Raw genomic sequence first — 23,710 nt, forward strand, 5'->3', positions numbered from 1 at the left:
GGGAAGGCCGCCATGGCAAGGCGGCGCAGCGGCCGTCTTGTGGCTGAGCTGGTCTGAACGCTGCCGGTAGCCCGGATGGAGCGAAGCGTCATCCGGGCTATGCGGCTCTCACTCGCCCTTGCCGCCCTTCAGCTTCGGCAGCGTCTCGACGATCTTCTGCTTGCCGTCGATGATCTCGGCGAGGAAGCTGGCGCGGTCGATGTCGCCGTTCTGGTCCCAGCTTGCTTCCATCAGCATGCCCGGCGCCTTGTCGGGCGTCAGCGTCAGGCCCTTCATCGCCGCGCCAAAGGCCTTGCTGTCGAACTTGCCGATTGTCTCGGTGACGTATTTGACGAGATAGACGGCGGTGTAGCCCTTGATGCCGTTGTGGTCGGGCCGGTATTTGAAACGTTCGCTGAATTTCCTGGTGAAGTCTTCGATGGCGGGAATCGGAGCGTCGGCGGAAAGGCCGACATGGCCGCGCACGCCATTGGCGGCGGGGCCGGCGAGCTCGACCACTTTCTGGCTCAGCAGCGTGGTCTCGCCGAACAGCGGCGTTGCGACGCCCTGCCGCTTCGCCTCGATCAGGAAGCGCGCGCTCTCCTCCTCATTGGTGTAGACGAAGATCGCGTCGGCCTTTGCGCTCTTGAGCTTGATGACGTCCGAGCCGAAATCGACCTGGCCTTGCTCGGTGGAGATATCAGCCGCGATATCGATATTGCGCGCCTTCATCTCCTTGACGAAATTGTCGCGGCCGCCCTTGCCGAAATCATTGTTGACCCAGACCACCGCGACCGTCTTCACCTTGAGCTTGTCGTGCAGATAGTTGGCGATCTTCGGCATCGAAAACTGCTGGCCGAAGGCGGTGCGGAACACCCAGGGATTGCCCTGCGTGGTGATGTCGGCGGCCTCGGCGCCGACAATCTGCGGGATCTCGGCCTGTTGCGTCAGCGCCATGTTGACCTTGACCGAGCCGGAATAGATCGGCCCGAGCACGACATAGGGATCCTTGTCCAACACCTTCTGCACCTGCGCGCGCGAGATGCCGGGATTGCTCTGGGTGTCCAGATGCTCGGTCTGGATCTTGCGGCCGAGAATGCCGCCGGCAGCATTGATCTCGTCGACGGCGAGCACGACGCCGTCGCGCCAGTTGGTGCCGGAGACCGCGCCGGGCCCGGACAGCTCGATCACGTCGGGGATGTACACGGTGCTCTGCGCCTGCGCGACGCTCGCCCACAGCGATGCCGCAATCGCGATGCCGACCGGCCGTGTAAAGTGCCTCATGACGTTCTCCCTCCCTTTTTACTTTTATCTTGTTTTGTCTGCCGCCTCGTCGAAGCCGAGCAGCCGCGCCGGCGTTCGCCATAACAGGCGATGCTGATCGCCTGGATCCGGAAACAGCTTTGTCAGCACCGCGAGCAGCGGGCCGTAATCCAGCCGTTCCGGCGCGCGCAGGAACGGATAGTCCGAGCCCCAGACGCAGCGGTCGAGCGTGAAGGTCTCGACGAGCGCGGCGATGAACGGCCAGGTGTCTTCGTAGGGATGCGGCTGCTGCGAGAATTTGTAATAGCCGGACAGCTTGACGTGTGCGCCGCGCTCGCGGCCGATGGCCAGCAATGCCTGGAAGGCCTTGCCCTGCAGTCCTTGCGCGACCGAGGGACGACCGCAATGGTCGAACACCAGCGCTACGTCCGATTTTTCGATCAGCGGCAGCAGATCGAGCAACTGGTCGTGCTCGACCTGGATCTGGAGGAACAGGCCGAGGCTGGTCAGCTTCTCCAGCAGCGGCGCGGCCTTGAGATAATAGCCGGCGCCGTGAAACGGCACGTTGAAGGCAACACCGATCACGCCGGCGGCTTTCAGTCGTTCGAGCTCGGCGATGTCGACGTCGTTCTCGACGACGGCGACGCCCTTGAAGCGGCCGCCGCCCTGCCTCAAGGTGTCGAGCAGGATGCGGCTGTCGCTGCCATAGCCGGTGTTGGTGGCGACGACGAGCGCGTGCCTGACATCGAAGGCGTCGAACACGCGGATGAGCTGCGCTGCGGGCGCAATCTCCTGCCCGCTCGGCCGATACGGCGTATCGTCGGCGTAGGGGAAGCGGACGGGATCGAGAGCGTGGATGTGGCAATCGATCCTGGGGGACGCCGGCATTGTCATGGCGCAAAACTCCCCGGGGTTCGTATCAGAACGTTGCCTCGATGGCCTTGATCAGCTCGGGCGTCACGTCGGGCATGACACCGAACCAGGCCTTGAAGGCAAGCCGGGCCTGGTTGAGCAGCAGGCCGAGCCCGTTGACAGTGGTGCAGCCGCGCGCGCGGGCATCCGCCAGGAACGGCGTCTCCAGCGGCGTGTAGATGAGATCGGCGGTGAGCGTCGTGGGCTTCAGCCGCGACAGGTCGATCTCGAGCGCGCCTTTGCCGACCATGCCGCGATCGGTGCAGTTGACGAGGAGCGCAACGTCGCTGAGCGCGGCGCCGCGATCGTCCCAGGTCACCGTGCTGACGGCGGAGCCGAATTCCTTCGCAATGGCCTCTGCCTTCTCCGCCGTTCGGTTGGCGATGCGGATCTCGCGCGCGCCGTTTTCGAGCAGCGCGACCACAACCGCGCGCGAAGCGCCGCCTGCACCGAGCAGCAGGATCGGCCCCGCATCGCCGCGCCAGTCGGCCTTGGCGTCGCGCAGGCTCTGCACAAAGCCGTTGCCGTCATTGTTGAAGCCGGTGAGGGTGCCGTCCTGCTCGACGACGATGGTGTTGACGGCGCCGATGCGCCTCGCGGTCTCGTTGACGTGGTCGAGCAGCGGCATCGCCGTCTGCTTGTGCGGCATGGTGACGTTGCAGCCGCGGAAGCCGAGCGCGATCAACCCGTCGAGCGCGTCCTCCAGCCGCTCCGGCTTCACCGCCAGCGGCACATAGGAGCCGCGGATGCCGTGCGCCTTCAGCCAGTAATTGTGAATGACCGGCGAACGCGAATGCGCGACCGGCATTCCGATCACACCCGCCAGTCCAAATCCGTCCTGCGACATGCTGCGCTTCCATCCCGAACCGCGCCCCTTCGGCGCGCGACCATGTTATTTGGTCATTTGTCCAAGACAATTAGAGGGAATGGCCAGCGGGTGCAATGTGAATCTCTGCGCCCACCGGGGAGGATTTGACGCTCGCGCCACCTCCGCCTCATGGCTATTTCGTCGTCAGCGCCGCGATCGGACGCCATTCCGCATCAGGCGGGGCCGCGGCAAGCTGTCGGCAGCGGACGCGCATCAGCTCGGCGGGGCGATCGTGAGCACGTTGCTTCAGCACGGCGTCGAAATCGGCGAGCGCGGCGGCAAACCGGCGGGCGCGATAGTTGGCAAGACCGTGTTCGTAATCCGCGATCCAGCCGGCCACAGCGGCGCTTTCATCTGCGATGCCGATCAATTCGTGAACGCAGAGCCCCTCCTCGCGCCCGTACACGGCGATGCTGTCGATCTCGCGCGAGACGATGGCGCCGCGGGCCAGCCGTTCGGTCGCTTCCCCAATCAGGATCTGCGTGCCGTAGGACTTGTTGGCGCCCTCGAGCCGGCTCGCGACGTTCACGGCGTCGCCGATCACGGTGTAGTTCAACCGCAGCTCCGAGCCGATATTGCCGACCAGCATACGGCCGGAATTGATACCGATCCGGATCTGGAGCGGCTGGCCGAGATCGTCGGCAAGGCCGGACGTCTCGATCGCCTCGCGACAGCCGAGCGCCGCGCGGCAACAGCGCAGCGCGTGATCGGCTTGCGGCTGCGGTGCGCCCCAGAACGCCATGACGGCGTCGCCGATGAACTTGTCGATGGTCCCGCCATTGGCAACGATGATCTCCGACGTGAGGTCGAGATAGCGCGACAGCAGCGGCACCACGCGGTCGCCGAGGCGCTCGGACAATCCGGTGAAGCCGGCGATGTCGATGAACATCACGCTGAGTTCCTGGATGCTGCCGCCGGGCCGCGCCTCGACGCCCTGACGCAGCAGCGCGCGGACGAGATCGGCCGGGATGAATTTGCGGAACGCGGAGAGACCGGACGCCATCTCGGCGATGGCACCCGACAGGCTGGCAATCTCCTTGAGCCGCGACGGATGGCGGCGGACCTGTTCCAGCGCAAACGCCTCGACATGGCGAAGCTCGCCGACGACACGCGACAGCGGCGCGGCAATGACGGAGCGTGCCAGCATGGCCGAGGCCAGTGCCGCGAGCACGGAACCGATGGCAAGGCCAAGGATCAGCCGCCGCAGTGTCGTCTCGACGGGCCCGAGAAATTCGGCTTCAGGGATCACGGTCGCGAGCGACCAGCCGGGAAACGGCAGCGGTGTCAGCGCGACCTCGTAAGCCGCGCCGCCTGAAATGAGCCGGCTCCGCCAGGCCTCCTTGCGGCCGGCCTCGCCCGCCGCTTCGAGCGCGACGCGCGCGAGCGGAAGCAGCCTGGTGTCGCCGCGGGCCGGATGCAGCTCGTCGGCATCCTTGTCGGGCGCTGCGACGAGTTCGCCGCTGCCATCGACGATGAACGCCGTTCCGGTGCGCCCGACCTCGAGCTGCGACAGGAAGCGCGCAAGCCGCGTATATTCGATCATGATCGCGAGCACACCCTGGCGCTCCTGATAGACGTCGATCGGGCCGGCAAAGGCGATCGACGGCCGCTCGCCGGTCGGATGATCGTTGACCTTGAACCATTGCGGCTGCTCGGCCGCGAGCCCGGTCTTGAACCAGGTGCGTTCAGCAACATGAAAATCGGTCGGCTCGAAGCGGCGATTGGCGAACTCGATATCGCCCGGCACGACGTCATATTCATCGACGCGGCGCTCGCCGGGATGATCGGTCAGCGAAATCTCCATCATCTCCAGGCGGCGATCGCCGAGCTTGTGCGCGGCGAAGAAGGAGCCGTCGGGCCAGCCGAAGGCGACCCAGGAGATCGTGGCCTGTGACTGCAATTGCGAGAGGAACACGAATTCGCGCTTGTCGGCTTCGCGGGTGTCGAGCACGTTCTGGAGGAACAGGGTGCGGATCGCGGTGTGCGCGGCGCGCGCCTCGTCCACGATGGCCGCGACCTCCTTGCGCACCGCCGCGACGATCTGCTCGTTGATGGTCGAGGCCAGCTGCCGGCTGGTCGCCTCCGCCGTGCGCCACCACAACAGGCTCGACAGCGCCGCCGTCAGCAGGATCGCGGCGAGCACCAGCGCCGAGACGGCAAGGCGAATGCTCACCGTCAGCCTGGCGATTTCGCGAAACTGCCGTGCGGGATCGACGTTCATCGCTGTTTCCGCCGTTGAAGCAGGCACCGTTCCTGACATTTACGCGAGGCTTCCGCCGTTCGTTACCTCTGGCAGGCCGGATCAGCCGTCGCCAATGCCCGCCCGCTAACGTCTCGATAGCGCCAAGGCATTGGATTTGACCGGCCGGTTGCCCGCTAATCCCGGCCCGGGCGCACAAGCCTGTGCGCACTGCCCCAATGGTCTCACGGACTCGTGAGCAGCTCAAAAGTAACGCGGGTTGTGAACGAGGCGAACGAGACAATGCGCATTTCGCTTGCCAGCGATGCCATCTCAAAAGGAGAACCTGATGTCTGCCAAACACGTCATCACCACGCTCGCTCTCGCCGGCGCGATGTCGACCGCGCTCGCCACCCTCGCCGCCGCCGGCCCGCTGACCAAGGCCGAGGCCGATGCGGCCGTGGCCGCCAAGAAAGAAAAATGCTTCGGCGTCGCGCTGAAGGGCCAGAACGATTGCGCGGCCGGACCGGGCACGACCTGCCAGGGCACCTCGACCGTCGACTTCCAGGGCAACGCCTGGAAATTCGTCCAGGGCGGCACCTGCACCAGCATCGACCTGCCGGGCGGCAAGAAGGGTTCGCTGAAGCCGGTCTGACGCGTCGCGATTACGACAACAGGGAACAGCGGAGCGACATCATGACGACGGCTATCACGCTCAGGACGTCTGCGGTGCCGCTCCGCTATTCCAGCCCCATCGGCGGCGTTGCCGGAACCAGCTTCAAGCCGGAACATCTTCCGGCGATTCTTGAGGCCGGTCCGCAACGCGGCTTCTTCGAGGTCCATGCCGAGAACTACATGGGCGCCGGCGGGCCGTCGCATCGCGCGCTGGAAGTGATCCGCCGCGATCATCCGCTGTCGCTGCATGGCGTCTGCATGTCGATCGGCGGCCCTCAGCCGCTGGACAAGACGCATCTCGCGCGTTTCCGCGGCCTCGTTGCGCGTTACCAGCCGGCGCTGGTCTCCGAGCATCTGGCCTGGTCGACGCACGAGACCAGCTTCTTCAACGATCTCTTGCCGCTGCCCTACACGGCGGCGACGCTCGCCTGCGTCTGCGACCACATCGACCAGGTGCAGGAGGCGATCCGCCGTCCGCTGCTGCTGGAGAACCCGTCGACCTATGTCGCGTTTCGCGAGTCGTCGATGAGCGAGACCGATTTCATCCGCGCCATCGTGGCGCGCACCGGCTGCGGGCTGCTGCTCGACATCAACAACGTGTTCGTGTCCGCGACCAATCACGGATTCTCGGCGCTGGACTATCTCGCCGACTTTCCGCTGGCGCGCGTCGGGGAAATCCACCTCGCCGGCCACGCCGAGCAGGCGGACGACGAAGGCGATCTGCTGCTGATCGACAGCCATGATGGTCCGGTCGCAGACGCCGTGTGGAAGCTCTATGAGATCGTCATCGGCCGCCGCGGCCCTGTGCCGACGCTGATCGAATGGGACAGCAAGATTCCCGACTGGCCGGTGCTGCGAGCGGAAGCCGCCGCGGCGCAGGCGATTCTCGATCGCTGTGGTGCGACGGGAGGGCGTCATGCTGCCTGAGCAAATTCTGTCCTTTGCATCAGCCTTTGCACCGGCGCTGCTCGATCCGGCGCGGACCGCACCCGCGATCGTGACCGGCCCGAACGGCAAGGCGGCGGGGAAGCGCTACGACGTCTACCGCAACAACGTCACCGTGAGCCTGATCGAGGCGCTCGCTGCGATCTATCCGGCGGTGCAGCGCATCACCGGTCCCGATTTCTTCCGCGCCATAGCGCGCTTCCACGTCCGCGGCAACCCGCCGGTATCGCCGTTGCTGTTCGAATACGGGCGGGATTTTCCGGACTTTATCGCCGGATACGAGCATGCGCAGACGATGCCCTGGCTCGCCGACGTCGCCCGCATCGAGCGGGCCTGGCTGGACGCCTATCATGCGCACGATGCCGCGCCGCTGTCCCCTGCCCGGTTGTCCGCGATCGCGCCGGAACAGTTGGCCGACACCGCCTTCGTCCCGCATCCGGCGACGCGGATCGTGCGCTCGATATTTTCGGCCGTGACGATCTTCGCCGCCAACCGCGACAACGCACCAGTCACACGCATCGACGCGTCCACACCGGAAGACGCGCTGATCACGCGACCCGCATTCGACGTCACGGTCCGGCATCTGCCGCCCGGCGGTGCCGTCTTCGCCACTTGCCTCGCATCCGGTCAATCGCTCGGCGAAGCCGCCGCGTCGGCGCTGGATGCGTCGCCCGATTTCGACATCGCCACCAACGTCGCCGGCCTGATCGAGGCCGGCGCATTCACCTCAATTGCTTTCGGAGACGCATGATGATCACCGACCAACGCATGGCGACGGGTGGCAGCTTGCCGTCACTCGGGCTGCTCGTCGACAAGGCCAATCAGCTGGTGCAGACGATCGCGGCGCCCTCGCTCGTCCAGCTCGTACTGCGCCTCGCGCTGGCCGTGCCGTTCTGGCGCTCCGGCATGCTGAAATGGGGTGGCTTCCTCAAGCTCAACGACACCGCGGTGACGCTATTCAGCGACGAGTTCATGCTGCATCTGCCCGGTGGACCCTACCAACTTTCCCGCGCCGATGGTGATGGCGTTCCTGTCGGGCTGCGGCGAGATCATGTTTCCGATCCTGCTCGTACTGGGCCTCGGCACGCGATTCGCTGGTCTCGGACTGCTGTTCATGACGCTCATCGTCGAGCTCACGGTGCCTGACGGCTGGCCGATCCATCTCACCTGGGCGGCGATGGCGCTGGCGATCATGGCTTACGGCCCGGGGCGCGTCTCGCTCGACTATCTGATCGGGCGCGCGTTATCGCAGGAGCGATAGGCACGCGTTGCTTACTTCGTAGCCCGGATGAAGCGCAGCGAAATCCGGGGCGGCTCGCACGATGAGGTGGCGGTCCCGGATTGCGCTTCGCTCCATCCGGGCTACGGATCTCCGCTTACATCCCGCTCAGGCCACTATCCACCGCGAGCGTCTGCGCGGTGACATAGACGCTTTCATCCGACAGGAAGAACAGCACGGCATAAGCAATCTCCCACGCTGTGGCCTGGCGGCCGAAGGGGACGTGGCCCTTGCCGCGGTTGGGGCGGCCGGCGCCGGCTTCGCGGCCGTTGGGGGTGTCGACGAGGCCGGGATAGACGAGGTTGGCGCGGACGCCGCGGCGCGCGCCGAGATGGGCGATGTTGCGCATCAGGCCGCCGAGCGCGGCTTTCGAGGAATCATACACCGCCATCTGCGAACCGGCTCTCAGCGCGGCAATGGAGGAAATGAAGACGATGGCGCTGCCATTGTCGAACTTTGGCATCGCCGCCCGGCAGCACAGCATGGGGCCGCGGACGTTGACGTCGTAGATCCTGTTCCACTCTTCGGGGCTGACGTTATCGAGCCCGGTCTTGCCGAAAGTGCCGATGTTCAGCACCATGCCGTCGAGGCCGCCCATGGCGCGATGGGCTTCCTCGATCATGCGCTGGACGTCGGCTTCGCTCGTGACGTCGGCCGCGATGGCAAAGCCCTCTCCGCCTTCATCGGTGATGTGCTTGACGGTCTGCTGCGCGGAGGCGCGATTGAGATCGGCCACCGCAACCCTGGCGCCCTCGCGTGCGCATAAAATGCTCATGGCGCGGCCGTTGCCGATCGGATCGGTGGCGGCGTCGAACACGCGCTGGCCGCCGCCGACGATGAGAATGCGGCGTCCCTTCAGGCGTCCCCTGCCCGGCGCTTCGCCAAGCGACTCCGCGCTTGGTGGACGGACGTAACGGTCCGGCTTGCTATCGGTTTCCGCCATGTCAGCCGCCCTATTTCTTGCCGCCGTCATAGACCTTCATGCCGGCCGCGGGATCGAGATCGGTCTCGGTCGCCTCGGTAACGCGCGCCATCATCATGTAGAAGCCGAGCGCGACGATGGATTCGACGATCTCCTGGTCGCTGAAATGTTTTCGCGCGGCAGCAAAGGTGGCTTCGGGAACGCGGACGTTCTCAACCACTTCGCGGCCGAACTTCAACAGCGCCCGCTCGGATTCGTTCAACGCGGCAGCATCGTAATCGCTGCGCTCCACTGCATCGACCTGCCCCTGCGTGCAGCCGACGCCGAGCGCGATCGGCACGTGCTGGCGCCATTCATAGGCGCCGCCCTCCAGCTGCGCCGCCTGGAGGATCAGCAGCTCGCGGTTGACGGCCGAGAGCTTCTGCTTGTGCAGGATCGAATTGCCGAGCCGCATTGCCGGGATCATGTTGGCCTCGGCATGGGCCATCATGCGAAAGATGTTGAGCTTGACCGGCATGCGGTCGAACGAGGCGCGGATGTCGCCGCTCGTCGTCTCCGGATCAATCAGGGGCAGCCTTGCCACGCGTTTCTCCCTTGGGTTTTCGTTTCTTGTTGTCAGCGTCGTTACCCGCCGCGATCAGCGACAGGAAGAAGGCGAGATAGCGATCGATCGCCTCGATCACCTTCGGCCGCGGCGAGGGCGCCGCGCCCATCACATAATGTTCGAGGCGGATATAGATCAGGCCCGCCGCAAACAGCCGTGCCGTCTCGCGCGGGTCAGGCGTCGAGACGAGACCCGCGAGCGCAAAACCGCGAAAATAGTCCGTCATCATGCTCTGCTCGCGCGCGTAGAAATGATCGGCGAACTTGGCGCGGATGCCGGGCACGCGGTTGCGCTCGGCGGTGATGACTTTCTGGAACTGGTGCTCGCGCGGATCGGACCATTGCTCGACGAGGTCCAGTGCAAACTGCCGGCAGAACGCGGCGGGCTGACGCGCGAGCTGCTTGTAGCGCACTTCTTCCAGCCGGCTCGCCGAGCTTGCAGGGCCGTGCTCGGCCACGATCGCTTCCAGGATCGCGGCCTTGCCGGAGAAGTGGTTGTAGAGGCTGCTCTCGCGGATGCCGACGCGACGCGCCAGCTCGCGCATCGAGGCGCCGCCATAGCCGCTCTGCGCGAACAGATTGAGCGCTTCGGTCAGGATGCGTTCGCGCGTGGTGGGCGCAGCCGCTTCAACCGCACTGGTGGTGTGGACAGCCATGACGGCTTGACTAACGAACGATCGTTCGCTAGTCAACCGTACGAACGATCGTTCGTTTTGTCAGTCTGGCGGCAACGATCGTGGCCCGCAAGTCCGCGGGCGCTGTTCTCGTGTTTCAACTCCGCCCCTTGAGAGGCGGAGAGCAATTTGGGGAGACGACGTCATGGCGCGCTTTGCCAGCCTTCGTGCGGCCTGCATCCTGTTGCCGCTGCTTGCAGGCGGCGCCGCCTCCGCCCAAAGCAAGTACGATTCCGGCGCCGACGACAAGACCATCAAGATCGGCACCACCGCGCCGCTGAGCGGCCCGGTCTCGGCGTTCGCGCAGATCGCGAAATCGGCCGAAGCCTATTTCCGCAAGGTGAACGACGATGGCGGCGTCAACGGGCGGCGCATCCAGATGATCATCGCCGATGACGCCTACAGCCCGCCGAAGACGGTCGAGCAGACGCGGCGGCTGGTCGAAAGCGAAGAGGTGCTGCTGATCTTCGGCGGCGTCGGCACGCCGACCAACAGCGCTGTGCACAAATATCTCAACGACCGCAAGGTGCCGCAGCTGTTTCTGGGGTCGGGCGCGGCGAAATGGGACGATCCCAAGAACTTTCCGTGGACCGTCGGCTGGCAGCCGACCTACCGCGACGAGGCGATCGCCTACGCCAAATATATCAAGGCGAGCCACGCCAATGCGAAGATCGGCGTGCTCTACCAGAACGACGATCTCGGCAAGGACTATCTGAAGGCGCTGGAAGAAGGGCTCGGCAGCGGCGAAGCCATCGTCGCGCGCGTGGCCTATGAGACCTCGGCGCCGACGGTCGACACGCAGATCCTCCAGCTCAAGACCGCCGGCGCCGACGTCGTGTTGGTCGCAGCGACGCCGAAATTCGCAGCGCAAGCCATCCGCAAGATCGGCGAGATCGGCTGGAAGCCTGTCACCATCATCTCCAACGTCTCGGCCTCGATCAGCGGCGTGCTGGAACCGGCCGGCAAGGACAATTCCACCGGCGTCATTTCCAGCCAGTACCTGAAGGACGCAACCGACCCGGCCAACAAGGACGATGCCGGCTATAAGGAATGGCTCGCCTTCATGGACAAGTACCTGCCCGACGCCAACAAGAGCGACTGGCTCAACGTCTACGGCTACACCATCGCACAGACGCTGGTGACGGTGCTGAAGGCGTCCGGCAACGACCTCACCCGCGCCAATGTGATGAAGCAGGCGACGTCGCTCAAGGACGTCAAGCTGCCGATGCTGATCAACGGCACCGCGGTGAGCAACTCGCCCGAGCACACCACGCCGATGACCAGCCTCCAGCTGATCCGCTTCGACGGCACGCGCTGGGTGCCGTTCGGCGGTCTCCTGAAGAACTGAAGCATGCGGCAGGTCAAAATCGGCAGCATGCGGGTCGACCTCGTCAGCGAGATCGCTTCGCTTGCATTCGACAAGACCTGGCTGTTCGCCAACGTTACCGACGCCGTGATCGCGGAGAACCGGAGCTGGCTCGATCACCGCTATATCGAGCCGGAGACCGGCCGCTTCATCCTCAGCCATCACTCCTATCTCGTGCGCACGCCGCGCTGGACCGCCATCGTCGACACCTGCTGCGGCAATCACAAGCATCGGCCGCGCGTCCCGGTCTGGAACGACCTCAACCAGCCCTATCTCGACAACATGCGGGCGCTCGGCGTTGCGCCGGAAGAGGTCGACTTCGTGATGTGCACGCATCTGCATGTCGATCACGTCGGCTGGAACACGCGGCTCCTCGACGGCCGCTGGGTACCGACCTTCCCCAACGCGCGCTATCTGATGGGGCGCGAGGAATACCGGCATTTCGAGGCCGCGCACAATGCGGCGCCGAGGAGCCCGGTGAACCACGGCTCGTTCGAGGATTCCGTGCTGCCGGTGGTCGCGGCCGGCCTTGCCGAGTTCGTCGAGACCGACCATCGCCTGTTCAGCGATCGCGACGCCGCCTTGCGCTTCGCGCCGGCACCCGGCCACACCGCCGGCAACATGCAGATCCACCTCAATGGCGGCCACGATCACGCGGTGATGTCCGGCGACGTGATCCATCATCCGATCCAGTGCGCGGCGCCGTGGCTGTCCAATGCCGCCGACGTCGATCCGGCCGCCGCGGTGGCGACACGGATGGCGCTGCTGGAAGAGATCGCGGATACGCCGAGCTATCTGCTCACCGGCCATTTTCCGACGCCGACCGCCGGTCGTGTGATCCGGTACGGCGATGCCTACAGATTTCTTTTCGAAGATTAGGGAATGCCATCATGATGCTGCGCACTGTCACGCTTTCGTTTCTCGCATTGCTGTCGGCGGCGCTGCCGTCGCGCGCCGAAGATCCCGCCGCCTATCCCACCCGCAAGATCCGGATGCTGCTGCCTTACGCGGCTGGTGGCGGCGGCGACGTGGTCGGCCGGCTGCTGGCCGACAAGATGGGCAAGACGCTCGGGCAGAGCATCTATATCGAGAACCACACCGGAGCTGCCGGCACGCTCGGCACGCAGATGGTCGCGGCATCGCCGAACGACGGCTACACCATCACCGTCGGCGGCATGACCACGCATGTGCTGGCGCCGGCGATCTATCCAAAGCTGCCTTACGATTCAATCAAGGATTTTACGACGATCGGGCGCGTCGGCGTCTCCGCGATCATCCTGGTGGCGACCAAGGATTTTGCCGCCAATGACATCAAGGGCCTGATCGCGCTCGCCAAGAAGGGCGAGCCGATCCAGTACGGCAGCTGGGGCATCGGCTCGACCGGGCAATTCTGCGCGGAAATCCTGATGCAGCAGACCGGCATCAAGATGGAGCACGTGCCGTTCAACGGCATCGCCAAGCTCGCAGGCGATTTGCTCGGCGGCCACATCTCCCTTGCCACGCTCGACGTGGCGACCGCGACGCCGCTGGTGAAGGACGGCTCGATCAAGGCGCTGGCCGCCTGCGGCGAGCGCTCGCCGAGCTTGCCTGATGTCGCCAGCTACAAGGAACAGGGCGTGCCGTTCGACCGCAGCCTGTCCTGGGCGATGTACGCGCCGGCGGGCCTTGCGCCGCCGATCGCGCAGAAGCTGTCGGCGGCGCTCAAGGATGCGCTCGGCGATGCCGAAGTGAAGGAGAAGCTTCTGGGGCTCGGCATCACGCCGCAATTCGTGCCGGGCGACGAGCAGCGCGACATCAACGCCCGCGACATCGCGGCCTGGAAGCAGGTTGCCAAGGACGCAGGCATCGAGGTCAAGTGAACCGCGGGTGGCGCAAATGAGGAAAGACGTCGCGGAGAGCTCGCTTGCGGCCATCCTTCGAGACGCCCGCCTGCGGCGGACCCTCAGGATGAGGTCCCGTTTTGCGGCGAGGTATCAGACCCTCATGGTGAGGAGCCCGCCAAAGCGGGCGTCTCGAACCATGCAGGCCGTGCTCGGCCGGCAGCGTGCTGCGGCCATATGCGATAGCCCCGAAGTGAACAAGGTAAGAAGAGGAGCGCGGGCATGAGCCGCATCTTCGGCGCGGTGCGCCAGAACGGATATGTGGTGCGGGACATCCACGCCGCGATGACGCACTGGATCGACACCATGGGCGTCGGCCCCTGGTACTACATGGACCGGGTCAAGACCGACTGGTTCCGCCATCGCGGGCAAGATTCCGCCGTCGAGATGAGCATCGCGTTGGCCAATTCCGGCGATCTCCAGATCGAGCTGATCCAGCAGCGCAACGACGCGCCCTCGCTGTACAGGGAGTTTTTGGACGCCGGCCATGAAGGCCTCCAACACATGTCCTACTGGAGCCACGACTATCAGGCGCTCTACGACAAGGCGATCGGGCTCGGCTACAGGATCGGCCATGAAGGCCAGATCGGCGGCGAGAAGGGACGCTTTGCCTATTTCGACACCCAGGCGCATCCGGGAACCGTGATCGAGATCTCCGACATCAGCGGCACCAAGGGGCCGTTCTTCGAAAAAGTCCGGCAGGCGGCCTTGAGCTGGGACGGCTCACGACCGATCCGCGAGGTCGTCACGAAATCGTAACCGCAGGCGCTGCGACGCGGAGAAGCATCCGCGAGCACCAAATAGAAATTGTATTGCGGCCCCGGTCGGATATTCTTTCCGGCATTTCCAGATCCCGGCTTGGGGGCCGTGATGAAGTTTTTTTATCTCTTTGCTCTCGCCGCCCTGGCGCTTGTTATCCAGCCGCCCGCGGCGCTTGCCGACCAGCGCATGGCGCTGGTGATGGGCAATTCGGCCTATCAGCGCGCCCCCAAGCTCGCCAATGCCACCAACGATGCCAATCTTCTGGTCGAGACCTTCAAGAAGGCCGGTTTCACCGTGGTCGATGCCCGCAACGACCTCTCCGCTCAGGACATGCGGCGCACGCTGCGCGATTTCGGCGCCAAAGCCCGCAGCGCGGATATCGCGGTGGTCTATTACGCCGGCCACGGCATCGAGATCGACGGCAACAATTATATCGTTCCGGTCGACGCCCAGCTCGAGAACGACACCGACGTCTATGACGAGACCATCGGGCTCGACCGCATTCTCGTCGCCATCGAGCCGGCGAAGCGGCTGCGGCTCGTCATCCTCGATGCCTGCCGCGACAATCCGTTCGCCAAGAACATGAAACGCACGATGGCCTCGCGCGCAGTTGCGCGGGGCCTTGCCAAGGTCGAGCCGTCGAGCCCGAACACGCTGGTGGCCTTCGCCGCCAAGGCCGGGCTCACCGCGCTCGATGGCGACGGCAAGAACAGCCCGTTCGCCACCGCGCTGGCGCATCATCTCGCAACGCCCGGCCTCGATCTGCGCAAGGCGTTCGGCTATGTCCGCGACGAGGTGCTGCAAGCCACAACCAACCGGCAGGAGCCTTTCATCTACGGCTCACTCGGCGGCGACGACGTCGTACTGGCACCGGCGGCCGCGCCCGCTGCTTCGCCACCTGCTCCGGTCGCATCCACGGACAACAGCGCCTCGCGCGACTACGAGTTCGCCGAGCGCGTCGGCACCGTGGAGGCCTGGGACCTCTACATCGCCGCACATCCGAGCGGGTTCTACACCGAACTTGCAAAAGTTCAGCGCAACAGGCTTGCCGCGGCGACGCCTCGCACGACGCCCGCCACCGTCGAGGTCGAAGCGAAGAAGGTGCAGACCGCGCCTGTGCTGCCGCCGCAGCCGGAGGCAGCAAAGCCCGTCGTCGCACCGAAGCTCGCGGCCGCTCCGGCGACCGTCACGCCACTCGCGCTCGCCGCCCCTCCGGTGGCCGAGACGAAGAGCGTCGCCGCCGTTCCGTCCTCGACCTGCACCACGCGGACCGCGCGGCGCGGCAATGACGCCGTCGGCGGTCCTTTCATTCCGGTCTCGATCAAGCCCAATGTCGAGGGCGCGAGCGTCCGCACCATCGCCGTCTCCCCCGACGGAAGGCAGATTGCGACCTCCGGCGACGACGGCGCGATCCGGCTCTGGGACGCAGCCTCGTTCCGCCAGACGCGCGTGTTGAAGGGACATGCCGGCGCGGTCTATGCGCTCGACTACTGGACTGACAGCACGATGCTTGCCTCTGCCGGATGGGACGGCAAGGTGAAGGTCTGGGATCTCAAAACCGACGGCCAGATCCTGACTTTTGACGCCGGCACCAAGCAATTCGCGGTCGCCTTCGCGCCGGAGCCGTCACTCAAATATCTGGCCTCGGCCGGCGAGGATGGCGTCGTGCGGATCTGGAACCTGCAAACCCGCGAGCTGGCCAGGAGCAGGCTCGATCACCAGAACTCCGATTCCGCCCGCGCCGCGGTGCGCTCGCTGAGCTACGCGCCATCAGGCTCCGGCGAGTTCGTCTCGGCCGGCTTCGACGGCAAGATCAGGTTCTATCGCACCAGCGGCATCATCGATGCGAAGGACGCGTACGGCCGCAAGGCACTGCGCGTGGCCTATTCGCCCGACGGAACGCGCGTCGTCACCGCCGGCTCCGATGTGGAACTCGGCGCCGCGAAGATCTTCGACGTCAAGAGCGGTGCGTCGCGGCTTCTGGCCGGACACCGCGATTATGTCGTGTCGGCAGGCTGGTCGGCGGACAGCCGACGCATCGTGACCGGCGGCGGCGGGCGCGACAAGTCGGTGAATTTGTGGGACGCCGACAGCGGCCGGCTGCTCGCCAGCTTTGCCGGCCATCAGGAGGACATCGAGGCGGTCGCGTTCTTCCCCGGCGGCACGCGACTGATCTCGGCGAGCGAGGACAAGACGATCAAGGTCTGGGACATTGCCGAACGCCGCGTGCTCCTCACCGCCATCGGATTCGGCGACGACGGCTATGTCAGCTACACGCCCGAAGGTTGCTACGCGGGTTCAAACGGCATCGAAAGCCGGCTCAGCATCGCCAGCGGTAGCCGCTATGAGCCGATGTCGCTGGAAGCGCGCAAGGCAATGCAGGAACCGGCCGGGTTCACGTCATTGCTGGCGCGCTAGAGGCCGATCCATGGTAGCCTGAGTTCGCGTCCGAACCTTCAGCGAGGCCAGCATGGCTGCCACCGACAAGGTATTCGCCGGCTCGATCCCGAAAATCTACGACGAGTATCTCGTTCCGCTGATCTTCGCCCACTACGCCGCCGACATCGCAAGGCGCGTCGCCGCTCTCTCCCCGTCAACGTTGCTGGAGACCGCCGCAGGCACCGGCGCCGTCACGCGGGCCGTGACCGCGGCGCTGCCGCCCGGAATCCGTTACGTCGCAACCGATCTCAACGAGCCGATGCTCGCGATCGCGGCGCAGCGGCAGGGTGAGGACCAGCGTGTGACGTGGCGCCAGGCGGATGCCACCGCCTTGCCCTTCGACGATGCCACATTCGACGTGGTCTGCTGCCAGTTCGGCGCCATGTTCTTTCCCGACCGCGTCAAGGGCTACAAGGAGGCGAAGCGGGTGTTGCGGCCGGAGGGCACGTTCGTATTCAACGTCTGGGACCGCATCGAGGAGAATGTGTTCGCGGACGAGGCGACGGCCATGCTCGGAAAAATCTTTCCCGATGATCCGCCCCGTTTCATGGAGCGGACGCCGCACGGCTATCACGACAAGGCGGTCATCAAGGCCGATCTGGAGCAGGCGGGCTTCCGCCACATCTCGATCGAGACGCTTGCTGCGGTGAGCCGCGCGCCGACACCAGAATATGTCGCGTTCGCATATTGCCAGGGAACGCCACTCCGCAACGAGATCGAGGCCAGGGATGCGAGCAAGCTTCAGGCCGCGACGGACGCCGTCGGCGAGGAGATCCGAACTCGCTATGGACCCGGCCCCGTCGAGGCGAAGATCCAGGCGCTGGTGATCACGGCACGGCCGTAAGCGAAGGAGGCTTCAGCTTGCGCCCCGCGTCCTACCAAAAACTCCGCTGCATCGGCTGGGCCGGCTGATAATACTGGTACTGGCCGCCGCGCTGGCGGCGCGGATTGACCGGCTGCGGGTTCGGATCGCGCTGCCCAAAGAAGAAACCAAAACCGTTGCCGCCCCAGCCGTCGTCGCTCGCCATTTCCATCGGCGGCGGCGCGGTCGGCTTGCGGGTGATGAAGCCGCCCTGCGGGTGATTGCTCAGCACGGCGACGAATTCGGTGCGGTAGTTGGTCTCGGCGCTCAGCGGCTCGTCCGAGATGACGATCGACGAGCGCGGCAACGCGGTCGGGCCGATGCGATCCCACACGTCCTGCGGAATGGTGATGCGGTCGAGCGCGTTCTTGGCGTCGTCGCCGCTGTCGATCGTGACCACGCTCCAGCGCAGGCCGGTATCGTTCTTCGCCATCGCCGTGAAGATGTGCGTGCCGAGCGGCTGGTCGGGATTGCGGATCGTGACGGGAACCTCGATGCTGGTGTCGAACACCTCGCCGCCGCCATCCGGCGCCGGCTTGTGCGTGTTCCGCCGCACGTAGAGCTTCTGGGTCGAACGGCTGATGTAGACGGAGACCGGCTCGAGCGCGAGTTTTGCGTCGGTCGCAGCCTTCACGGCGTCAGCTTTTTTCGTCGCAGCCAGCTTGGCGGCTTCCTTCGTTGCAGCGACGGCGTCGCGCTTGGGCTGGGCAGCGGCCTTGGCGGCGTCAAGCTGGGTGGCCGCATCCGCGGCCTTGGTCGCGGCCTTCTGCTTCAGCTCGTCGGCCTTTGCCTTGGCCTGATCGTTCCGGGCATTCGCAACCAATTTGTCGGCATAGGCGTTCTCGGCGTCGGCGCGCGCCTTTTGCTGCTCGAGCTTGCGGAGCGAAGCCGGGAGCGATTGCGCCTCTTTCGCTGCCGCTGCCGCAGCCTTCTTGGTTTCGTCGGCAGCCCGGGTGGCCTCCTCGGCCTCGCCGGAGAGCTTGCCGATCCGACCGGGCGCGGCCGCGATGGCCTCGCGCTTCGGCACGAACAGCGAGGGATGGATGAAATCGACCGGGGCGGCGTCGTTCGGCGAGATGATCACCCGCATGCCGATGTTGGTCTTGTCGAACAGGCCCTCGGCGAAATTGAACGGCATGCGCACGCAGCCGTGCGAGGCCGCATAGCCCGGCAGCGGCCCGCCATGCAGCGCGATGCCGTTCCAGGTGATGCGCTGCATGTTCGGCATCCAGGCATCGTCGTACATGGTCGAGTGGTGGTCCTTGTCCTTCTCGACGATGGCGAAGACGCCGGCCGGCGTCTCGCGTCCCGTGGTGCCGGTCGAGACCGGCGCGCGCAGGATCCAGCCATCGGCGTCGTAGAAGGTGACCTGCTGGCTCTTGATCGACACCACCGCCATGATCGGCTCGCCGGCCTCGCGCGGCGCCACCGCCTCGGCCGGCTGGCGCGGCTGCTTGGCTGCGGTCGCCGGGCCTCCTGCCGCAAATGCGAGCATCGCCGCCAACGCCACAATTCCGGGAGGCCCCCAACGCCGCATCGCCACGGTGGATTGCGCCGTTGTCATCAGGTTTTTCATGCCATCCTCGGTCGAAATGCAGTCCGCCGGTCAAAAATCAGATTGCGATCTTTGGATTAAGAAATCGCAGCCACCATCCGTTCCGTATCCAGCGATATTCGGCCCGCTCGGGTGACAAATCTCTCATATACGACCGCCCGCGCGGGCGGAAGGGCGGCCTGTGGCCGAGGCTGGCCTGGCGCTGGCGGTCAATCGCTGCGCAGAATGTCCGCCTTCAGAGGCGGCGCGGACGGGAGCCGGGCGAACGGCGTCCGCCAAGGCAGCAGGATGTGACCGGGATCACGGAGATGTGCAGAGAGCTGTTCAGTCGCCAGGTCCTGCATCACACAGAGACCAAACTAGATGGTTCTTGTTTCCATTACATTCTTGTGACGTAAGCCACAGAGGCGTTCCGGGCGTGCTGCTAACGTCGGACGCATGATGAAACATATCAGCCTACCGATCGCCCTCACGGTTCTGCTGGTCGCGACGCAAAGCTTCGCTGCCGAAACCACCGGTGCAGGTTCAACTTTCGTTTCGCCCGTCATGACGAAATGGATCGACGCCTACAAGGCGAAGACCGGCAATAGCGTCAGCTATCAGGCGGTGGGATCCAGCATCGGCGTCGTCCTGATCAAGAAGGCCGCCGTCGATTTCGGTGCGACCGACATGCCGCTCGATCCAGCGGAGCTGGAGAAGCTCCACATGATCCAGTTCCCGATCGTGATCGGCGGCGTCGTTCCGGTCGTCAATATCGACGGCGTCAAGCCGGGCCAGATTCATTTCACCGGGCAGGTGCTTGCGGACATCTATCTCGGCAAGCTCAGATCCTGGAACGATCCCGCCATTCGCGCGATCAATCCCGAGCTGACGCTTCCGAATACGCCGATCACCGTCGTTCACCGTGTCGACGGCTCCGGCACGACATTCAACTGGTCGAACTATCTTTCAAAAGTCAGCTCGCAGTGGAGGACGACCGTCGGCGAAGGCACCGCAGTCGAATGGCCGGTGGGGCTCGGCGGCAAGGGCAATGACGGCGTCGCCTCGCTCGTCGGCCTCGTTCCGGGCTCGATCGGCTATCTCGAATATGCCTATGCCCTGCAGCGGCTCGACAAGATCTCGTTCGGGGTGGTGCAGAACAACGCCGGTCATTTCGTTGTCCCCGACGCCGCCTCGTTCCAGGCGGCAGCCTCGAGTGCTGACTGGAAGGCCGAGAAGGATTTCCATCTCGTTCTCACCAATGCTCCGGGCGAGGATGCCTACCCGATCACGGCCACGACATTCGTGTTGATGTCCAGGCAGCCGAAATCGCCGGAGAGATCGGCCGCGGCCATCGACTTCATCCGCTGGTCGCTGGACAGCGGAAAGTCGCAAGCCGAAACGCTCAACTACGTTCCGTTGCCGCCGGCCCTGATCCAGCAGGTCGAGCAATATTGGCAGCAGAGTTTTGAGGCGACCACCATGACGGCGGCGGCCAGCGGCAAACGCTGACCGCGCCGAACGAACGCCGCGTGCGAACAGCGGCACCGCCGCGAGCTGTATGGCGATGCCGAAGAAGGTGTCACCGACGGCCGGCGGACCGGCCAGCCTCGCCAAAGGAGACGAGCCGCAAGCGCTCCTCATCCCACAAGGCCAGCCGCACGGTCCGCAAACTCTGGAGCAGCGTTATTCGCCCGATTCCAGCGAGCTGCGGGTGGTCGCGCAGCACGTCCGGCAACCGATAGCTGGGAATTCGACTGGACAAATGATGGATGTGGTGGACGCCGATATTGGCCGTGAACCATCGCAGGACACCCGGCAATTGGTAATGGGAGCTGCCGTGCAGCGCAGCGTCGTGAAAATTCCAGGTCTCGCCATTGGACCAGTATGTGTGCTCGAACTGATGCTGGACGTAAAACAGCCAGACACCGATCGACGCCGCCAGAACGATGATCGGCAGATGTACGAGCAGCAGCGGCCCGTAGCCGACCAGCCAGATCATGGCGGCGACGAGAACCGCGATCGCGGTGTTCGTGCCCATCGTGCTCAGCCAGGGTTTCCAGCCGCCGCGCATCATCCCGAGCGGCAATCGATGCTTCAGGATGAACAGATACGATGGACCTACGCCAAACATCACCATAGGATGCCGATACAAACGATAGAGCGTCCGACGCCATCGCGGCTGCGCGAGAAACTCGCGCACGGTCAACGTATCGATGTCGCCCAGGCCCCTGTGATCGAGATTGCCGGAGCCGGCATGATGGTGTGCATGGTTATGCCGCCAGTAACCGTAGGGCGTCAGCGTCACGACACCGATGGCCCGGCCGACCCAGTCGTTGACAACGCGGCCGCGGAAGAACGAGCCGTGTCCGCAATCGTGCTGGATCATGAAGAGGCGGACCAGCAAGCCCGCCGCGGGCACCTCGAGCAGCAGAGCCAGCCAATAGCCGTGATCGAGAGCGACCCAGATCAGAGCCCAGATGATGAGGAACGGCACCGCCGTGATCGCCAGTTCGAGGACACCGCGCGCACTGTCGGGCTCGCGATAACGCGCGAGCAACTGCGCCGATGCGCGGATTTCCGGCGTCCTTTGAGTCATAACTGGTCTGCTCCTGAAAATGCCCGCCTTGAGAGGCACGGTTGTTGCCCACGGCCGCCTCCGGCCGTTGCGCCCCGCGCATTCTCATATTGATTCGTGCCTGGATATCGGGCCGAGCGACATTGCTCACGCCAAGAGCCAGCGCTCCCGCCGACTGTACAATACCCCGCGACCGAGACCGAAAGCCAGCACAACCATCCCGCCGTCATCAAGCGGCGGACATATTTGCCGGCCAGCCCGCATTTTTGCGGGTTGTGAGCCATATTAAACGGTGGCCGCCCCCGGAGCGCGGTATCGCAGCAGACGAATCGGCTGATTTCCGCGGCGTCCCGGGGTAGCGCGACCGCAGCCTCGTGAGACAGCGCGGCTAGACGCCCAGTGCCTTCCGATTGAACGTTCTCAGGAAGCGCAGGGACAGCGTCCGTATATTCGCGACGTTCAACAGCCATGCCGCGGCGGCGTAAGCGAGACCGCCGGCAAGGCTCACGACAATGAGCGGGACGAGGCCGGAGCCATTGACCTGCGATCGCGCGACGAGGATCGCAGCCGCCATCGCCACCGCAGACACCGCCACACCGGCGAGACGGTTGACGTCGAACGGCACGGGATGGGCACGGTGCATCAGGACGATTGCGACGACGAAGCCGAGCGCTTCGGTCGCGAGCGTCGCCAGCGCCGCGCCGTGGAGGCCGTAGCCCGCAACCAGTGTGAACATCAGCGCCACGCTCACCACCAGCGTGAGGAAGGACTGCGCCGCCAGCATGAAGGGACGCTCGGCGAGCTGAAAACTGATCTGGACGTAGAACTGGTTGGCGATGCCGAAGAAGCGGGCGAGCACCAGGATCGGCAGCAGCGCCGACACGCCGGCGCGGAAATCGACGCCGACGAGCGTGCCTGCGACCTGGTCCGCCGCGAGCGCCAGCCAGATCGCGACGGGCGCGACGACCACGAGCAGCAGCTCGAGACTCTCGCTCAACCGCTCGCGTGTCGTCTCGTTGTTTTTCTCCGACAGCGACCGGAACACCAGCGGCACAGTTGCCGCGGCGACGCTCGAGGCTATCATGACCATGAATTGCCGCGGCAGATCGGCGGCGACGCCAAAGATGCCGGCAGCGTCCTTGCCGAGCAGATAGGCGACGATCAGACGGTCGCAGGTCGAGTACAGCGCGACCGAGAGGCCCGCGAGCGTCAGCGGCAGGCCATAGCGCGCCAGCTGCATGAACTGGCTGCGCTGGAAACCGGAGATCGTGGTGCGGTCTCCGACGAGATTGAGAATGATCCCTGTGAGTGAGCCGAGGCCGAACGCCGCCAGCAAGCCCATGCCGCCCCAGCCGAGCCAGATGCCGGCGAGGCCGAAGCCGACGCTCGATACGCTGCGCACGATCGAAATCGCCGCAAAGCGATACGGCCGCAGCTTGGCGCGCTCGAACTCCTGGCCGACATCGACCGCATTGGCCATGATCGCGACGAACATGCTGGCCAGCAGCAGCTCGACGCTGACATCGCTGCGGAACAAGAAGACCAGTGGGGTGGCGGCGCAGAGCACCGCGACCGTGAGCCCAAAGGCGACCATCGCCGTGCCGCGAAAATCCACCTCCGCCGACATCGCCTGATAGCGCGACACCGACAGCTTGATCCAGGCAAAGAAGATCGCGCCCAGGATGCCGGCAAGGCTGATGCCGACGACATAGACGCCGTATTCGGCGGGCGTGAGTAGCCGCGTGTAGGCGGTGACGGCAAAGAAGCCCACCGCCGCGGGCAGGATGTAGGCGACGAGGTAGATGGAGAAATGGCGGTTCAGCATGCGGGCACGGGACCGGAAGCGGTCTTGCGAGTTCTGCGGCCGTTAATCAGTTGGACCTTGGCTTGACCTTGGCTTGACGATCGAAGGCTTGGCAATCGGACTGCGCCGCAGCATCCCCGAAGAATGTCACATAAGTCTGCAAATCGGTCCGCGAATGGGACGTTG

Annotated in this window: 20 protein-coding genes and 1 pseudogene; 11 read left to right on the forward strand and 10 right to left on the reverse strand. The window is 65.0% G+C overall.

Features of this window, described 5'->3' with window-relative positions; all coding sequences use genetic code 11:
• Positions 1 to 108: 108 nt before the first annotated feature.
• The 4 genes from AC1RR3_RS16370 to AC1RR3_RS16385 form a co-directional block, all read right to left on the reverse strand.
• Positions 109 to 1,263 carry an ABC transporter substrate-binding protein gene (locus AC1RR3_RS16370; protein ID WP_492824136.1) on the reverse strand — a complete coding sequence of 385 codons (1,155 nt, stop codon included), beginning with the start codon at positions 1,261 to 1,263 and terminating at the stop codon, positions 109 to 111.
• Positions 1,264 to 1,287: 24 nt separating this feature from the next.
• A complete protein-coding gene (locus AC1RR3_RS16375; protein ID WP_492824137.1) occupies positions 1,288 to 2,136 on the reverse strand; it encodes an amidohydrolase family protein in 849 nt (282 codons plus the stop codon).
• Positions 2,137 to 2,161: 25 nt separating this feature from the next.
• A complete protein-coding gene (locus AC1RR3_RS16380) occupies positions 2,162 to 3,001 on the reverse strand; it encodes a shikimate dehydrogenase (protein WP_492824138.1) in 840 nt (279 codons plus the stop codon).
• 154 nt (positions 3,002 to 3,155) lie between these two features.
• Positions 3,156 to 5,243, reverse strand: a complete 2,088-nt coding sequence (locus AC1RR3_RS16385; protein WP_492824139.1) for an adenylate/guanylate cyclase domain-containing protein — start codon at positions 5,241 to 5,243, stop codon at positions 3,156 to 3,158.
• 307 nt (positions 5,244 to 5,550) lie between these two features.
• Here AC1RR3_RS16385 and AC1RR3_RS16390 point away from each other — a divergent pair, with 307 nt between their 5' ends.
• The 4 genes and pseudogenes from AC1RR3_RS16390 (at position 5,551) to AC1RR3_RS16405 (ending at position 8,082) form a co-directional block, all read left to right on the forward strand.
• Entirely contained in the window at positions 5,551 to 5,856 is a 306-nt protein-coding gene (locus AC1RR3_RS16390; protein WP_492824140.1) for a BufA1 family periplasmic bufferin-type metallophore, read from the forward strand.
• 41 nt (positions 5,857 to 5,897) lie between these two features.
• Entirely contained in the window at positions 5,898 to 6,803 is a 906-nt protein-coding gene (gene bufB / locus AC1RR3_RS16395) for an MNIO family bufferin maturase (protein WP_492824141.1), read from the forward strand.
• Entirely contained in the window at positions 6,793 to 7,572 is a 780-nt protein-coding gene (locus tag AC1RR3_RS16400; RefSeq protein ID WP_492824142.1) for an HvfC/BufC N-terminal domain-containing protein, read from the forward strand. Before bufB ends, AC1RR3_RS16400 begins: the two co-directional genes overlap by 11 nt.
• Positions 7,572 to 8,082 (forward strand): annotated as a pseudogene (locus AC1RR3_RS16405) (DoxX family protein). The gene AC1RR3_RS16400 and the pseudogene AC1RR3_RS16405 overlap by 1 nt, the downstream one beginning before the upstream one ends.
• A 115-nt stretch (positions 8,083 to 8,197) precedes the next feature.
• Here the strand turns inward: AC1RR3_RS16405 and AC1RR3_RS16410 are convergent.
• From AC1RR3_RS16410 to AC1RR3_RS16420, 3 genes are read right to left on the reverse strand one after another with little or no spacing between them, the layout of a single operon-like run.
• Positions 8,198 to 9,043, reverse strand: a complete 846-nt coding sequence (locus AC1RR3_RS16410) for an SDR family NAD(P)-dependent oxidoreductase (RefSeq protein WP_492824143.1) — start codon at positions 9,041 to 9,043, stop codon at positions 8,198 to 8,200.
• A gap of 10 nt (positions 9,044 to 9,053) precedes the next feature.
• Positions 9,054 to 9,605 (reverse strand): carboxymuconolactone decarboxylase family protein, encoded by a 552-nt coding sequence (locus tag AC1RR3_RS16415; protein ID WP_492824144.1) that lies wholly within the window; start codon positions 9,603 to 9,605, stop codon positions 9,054 to 9,056.
• Positions 9,583 to 10,281 (reverse strand): TetR/AcrR family transcriptional regulator, encoded by a 699-nt coding sequence (locus AC1RR3_RS16420; protein ID WP_492824145.1) that lies wholly within the window; start codon positions 10,279 to 10,281, stop codon positions 9,583 to 9,585. The genes AC1RR3_RS16415 and AC1RR3_RS16420 overlap by 23 nt, the downstream gene beginning before the upstream one ends.
• Positions 10,282 to 10,444: 163 nt before the next feature.
• On the opposite strand from AC1RR3_RS16420, the gene AC1RR3_RS16425 reads away from it, so the two are divergent.
• The 6 genes from AC1RR3_RS16425 (at position 10,445) to AC1RR3_RS16450 (ending at position 17,590) form a co-directional block, all read left to right on the forward strand.
• Entirely contained in the window at positions 10,445 to 11,647 is a 1,203-nt protein-coding gene (locus tag AC1RR3_RS16425) for an ABC transporter substrate-binding protein (RefSeq protein WP_492824146.1), read from the forward strand.
• Positions 11,648 to 11,650: 3 nt separating this feature from the next.
• A complete protein-coding gene (locus AC1RR3_RS16430) occupies positions 11,651 to 12,544 on the forward strand; it encodes an MBL fold metallo-hydrolase (RefSeq protein WP_492824147.1) in 894 nt (297 codons plus the stop codon).
• 11 nt (positions 12,545 to 12,555) lie between these two features.
• Positions 12,556 to 13,524 (forward strand): Bug family tripartite tricarboxylate transporter substrate binding protein, encoded by a 969-nt coding sequence (locus AC1RR3_RS16435; protein WP_492824148.1) that lies wholly within the window; start codon positions 12,556 to 12,558, stop codon positions 13,522 to 13,524.
• A gap of 243 nt (positions 13,525 to 13,767) precedes the next feature.
• Positions 13,768 to 14,304, forward strand: a complete 537-nt coding sequence (locus AC1RR3_RS16440) for a VOC family protein (protein ID WP_492824149.1) — start codon at positions 13,768 to 13,770, stop codon at positions 14,302 to 14,304.
• A 111-nt stretch (positions 14,305 to 14,415) separates the two neighbouring features.
• Positions 14,416 to 16,725 (forward strand): caspase family protein, encoded by a 2,310-nt coding sequence (locus AC1RR3_RS16445; protein WP_492824150.1) that lies wholly within the window; start codon positions 14,416 to 14,418, stop codon positions 16,723 to 16,725.
• Positions 16,726 to 16,777: 52 nt separating this feature from the next.
• A complete protein-coding gene (locus AC1RR3_RS16450) occupies positions 16,778 to 17,590 on the forward strand; it encodes a class I SAM-dependent methyltransferase (RefSeq protein WP_492824151.1) in 813 nt (270 codons plus the stop codon).
• 31 nt (positions 17,591 to 17,621) lie between these two features.
• Here the strand turns inward: AC1RR3_RS16450 and AC1RR3_RS16455 are convergent, their stop codons facing one another.
• Positions 17,622 to 19,184 (reverse strand): L,D-transpeptidase, encoded by a 1,563-nt coding sequence (locus tag AC1RR3_RS16455; RefSeq protein ID WP_492824152.1) that lies wholly within the window; start codon positions 19,182 to 19,184, stop codon positions 17,622 to 17,624.
• Positions 19,185 to 19,601: 417 nt separating this feature from the next.
• Here AC1RR3_RS16455 and pstS point away from each other — a divergent pair, with 417 nt between their 5' ends.
• The gene (pstS, locus tag AC1RR3_RS16460) at positions 19,602 to 20,654 is read left to right on the forward strand and encodes a phosphate ABC transporter substrate-binding protein PstS (protein ID WP_492824153.1); all 1,053 of its coding nucleotides are present in this window, start codon (positions 19,602 to 19,604) and stop codon (positions 20,652 to 20,654) included.
• Between the two features lie 70 nt (positions 20,655 to 20,724).
• Here pstS and AC1RR3_RS16465 read toward each other — a convergent pair whose 3' ends face one another.
• Both AC1RR3_RS16465 and AC1RR3_RS16470 read right to left on the reverse strand, forming a co-directional pair.
• A complete protein-coding gene (locus tag AC1RR3_RS16465; RefSeq protein ID WP_492824154.1) occupies positions 20,725 to 21,741 on the reverse strand; it encodes a fatty acid desaturase in 1,017 nt (338 codons plus the stop codon).
• A 367-nt stretch (positions 21,742 to 22,108) separates the two neighbouring features.
• Entirely contained in the window at positions 22,109 to 23,545 is a 1,437-nt protein-coding gene (locus AC1RR3_RS16470; RefSeq protein ID WP_492824155.1) for a lipopolysaccharide biosynthesis protein, read from the reverse strand.
• Between the last annotated feature and the right edge of the window lie 165 nt (positions 23,546 to 23,710).

The organism is Bradyrhizobium sp. GW821-FHT13H05, assembly GCF_058804065.1.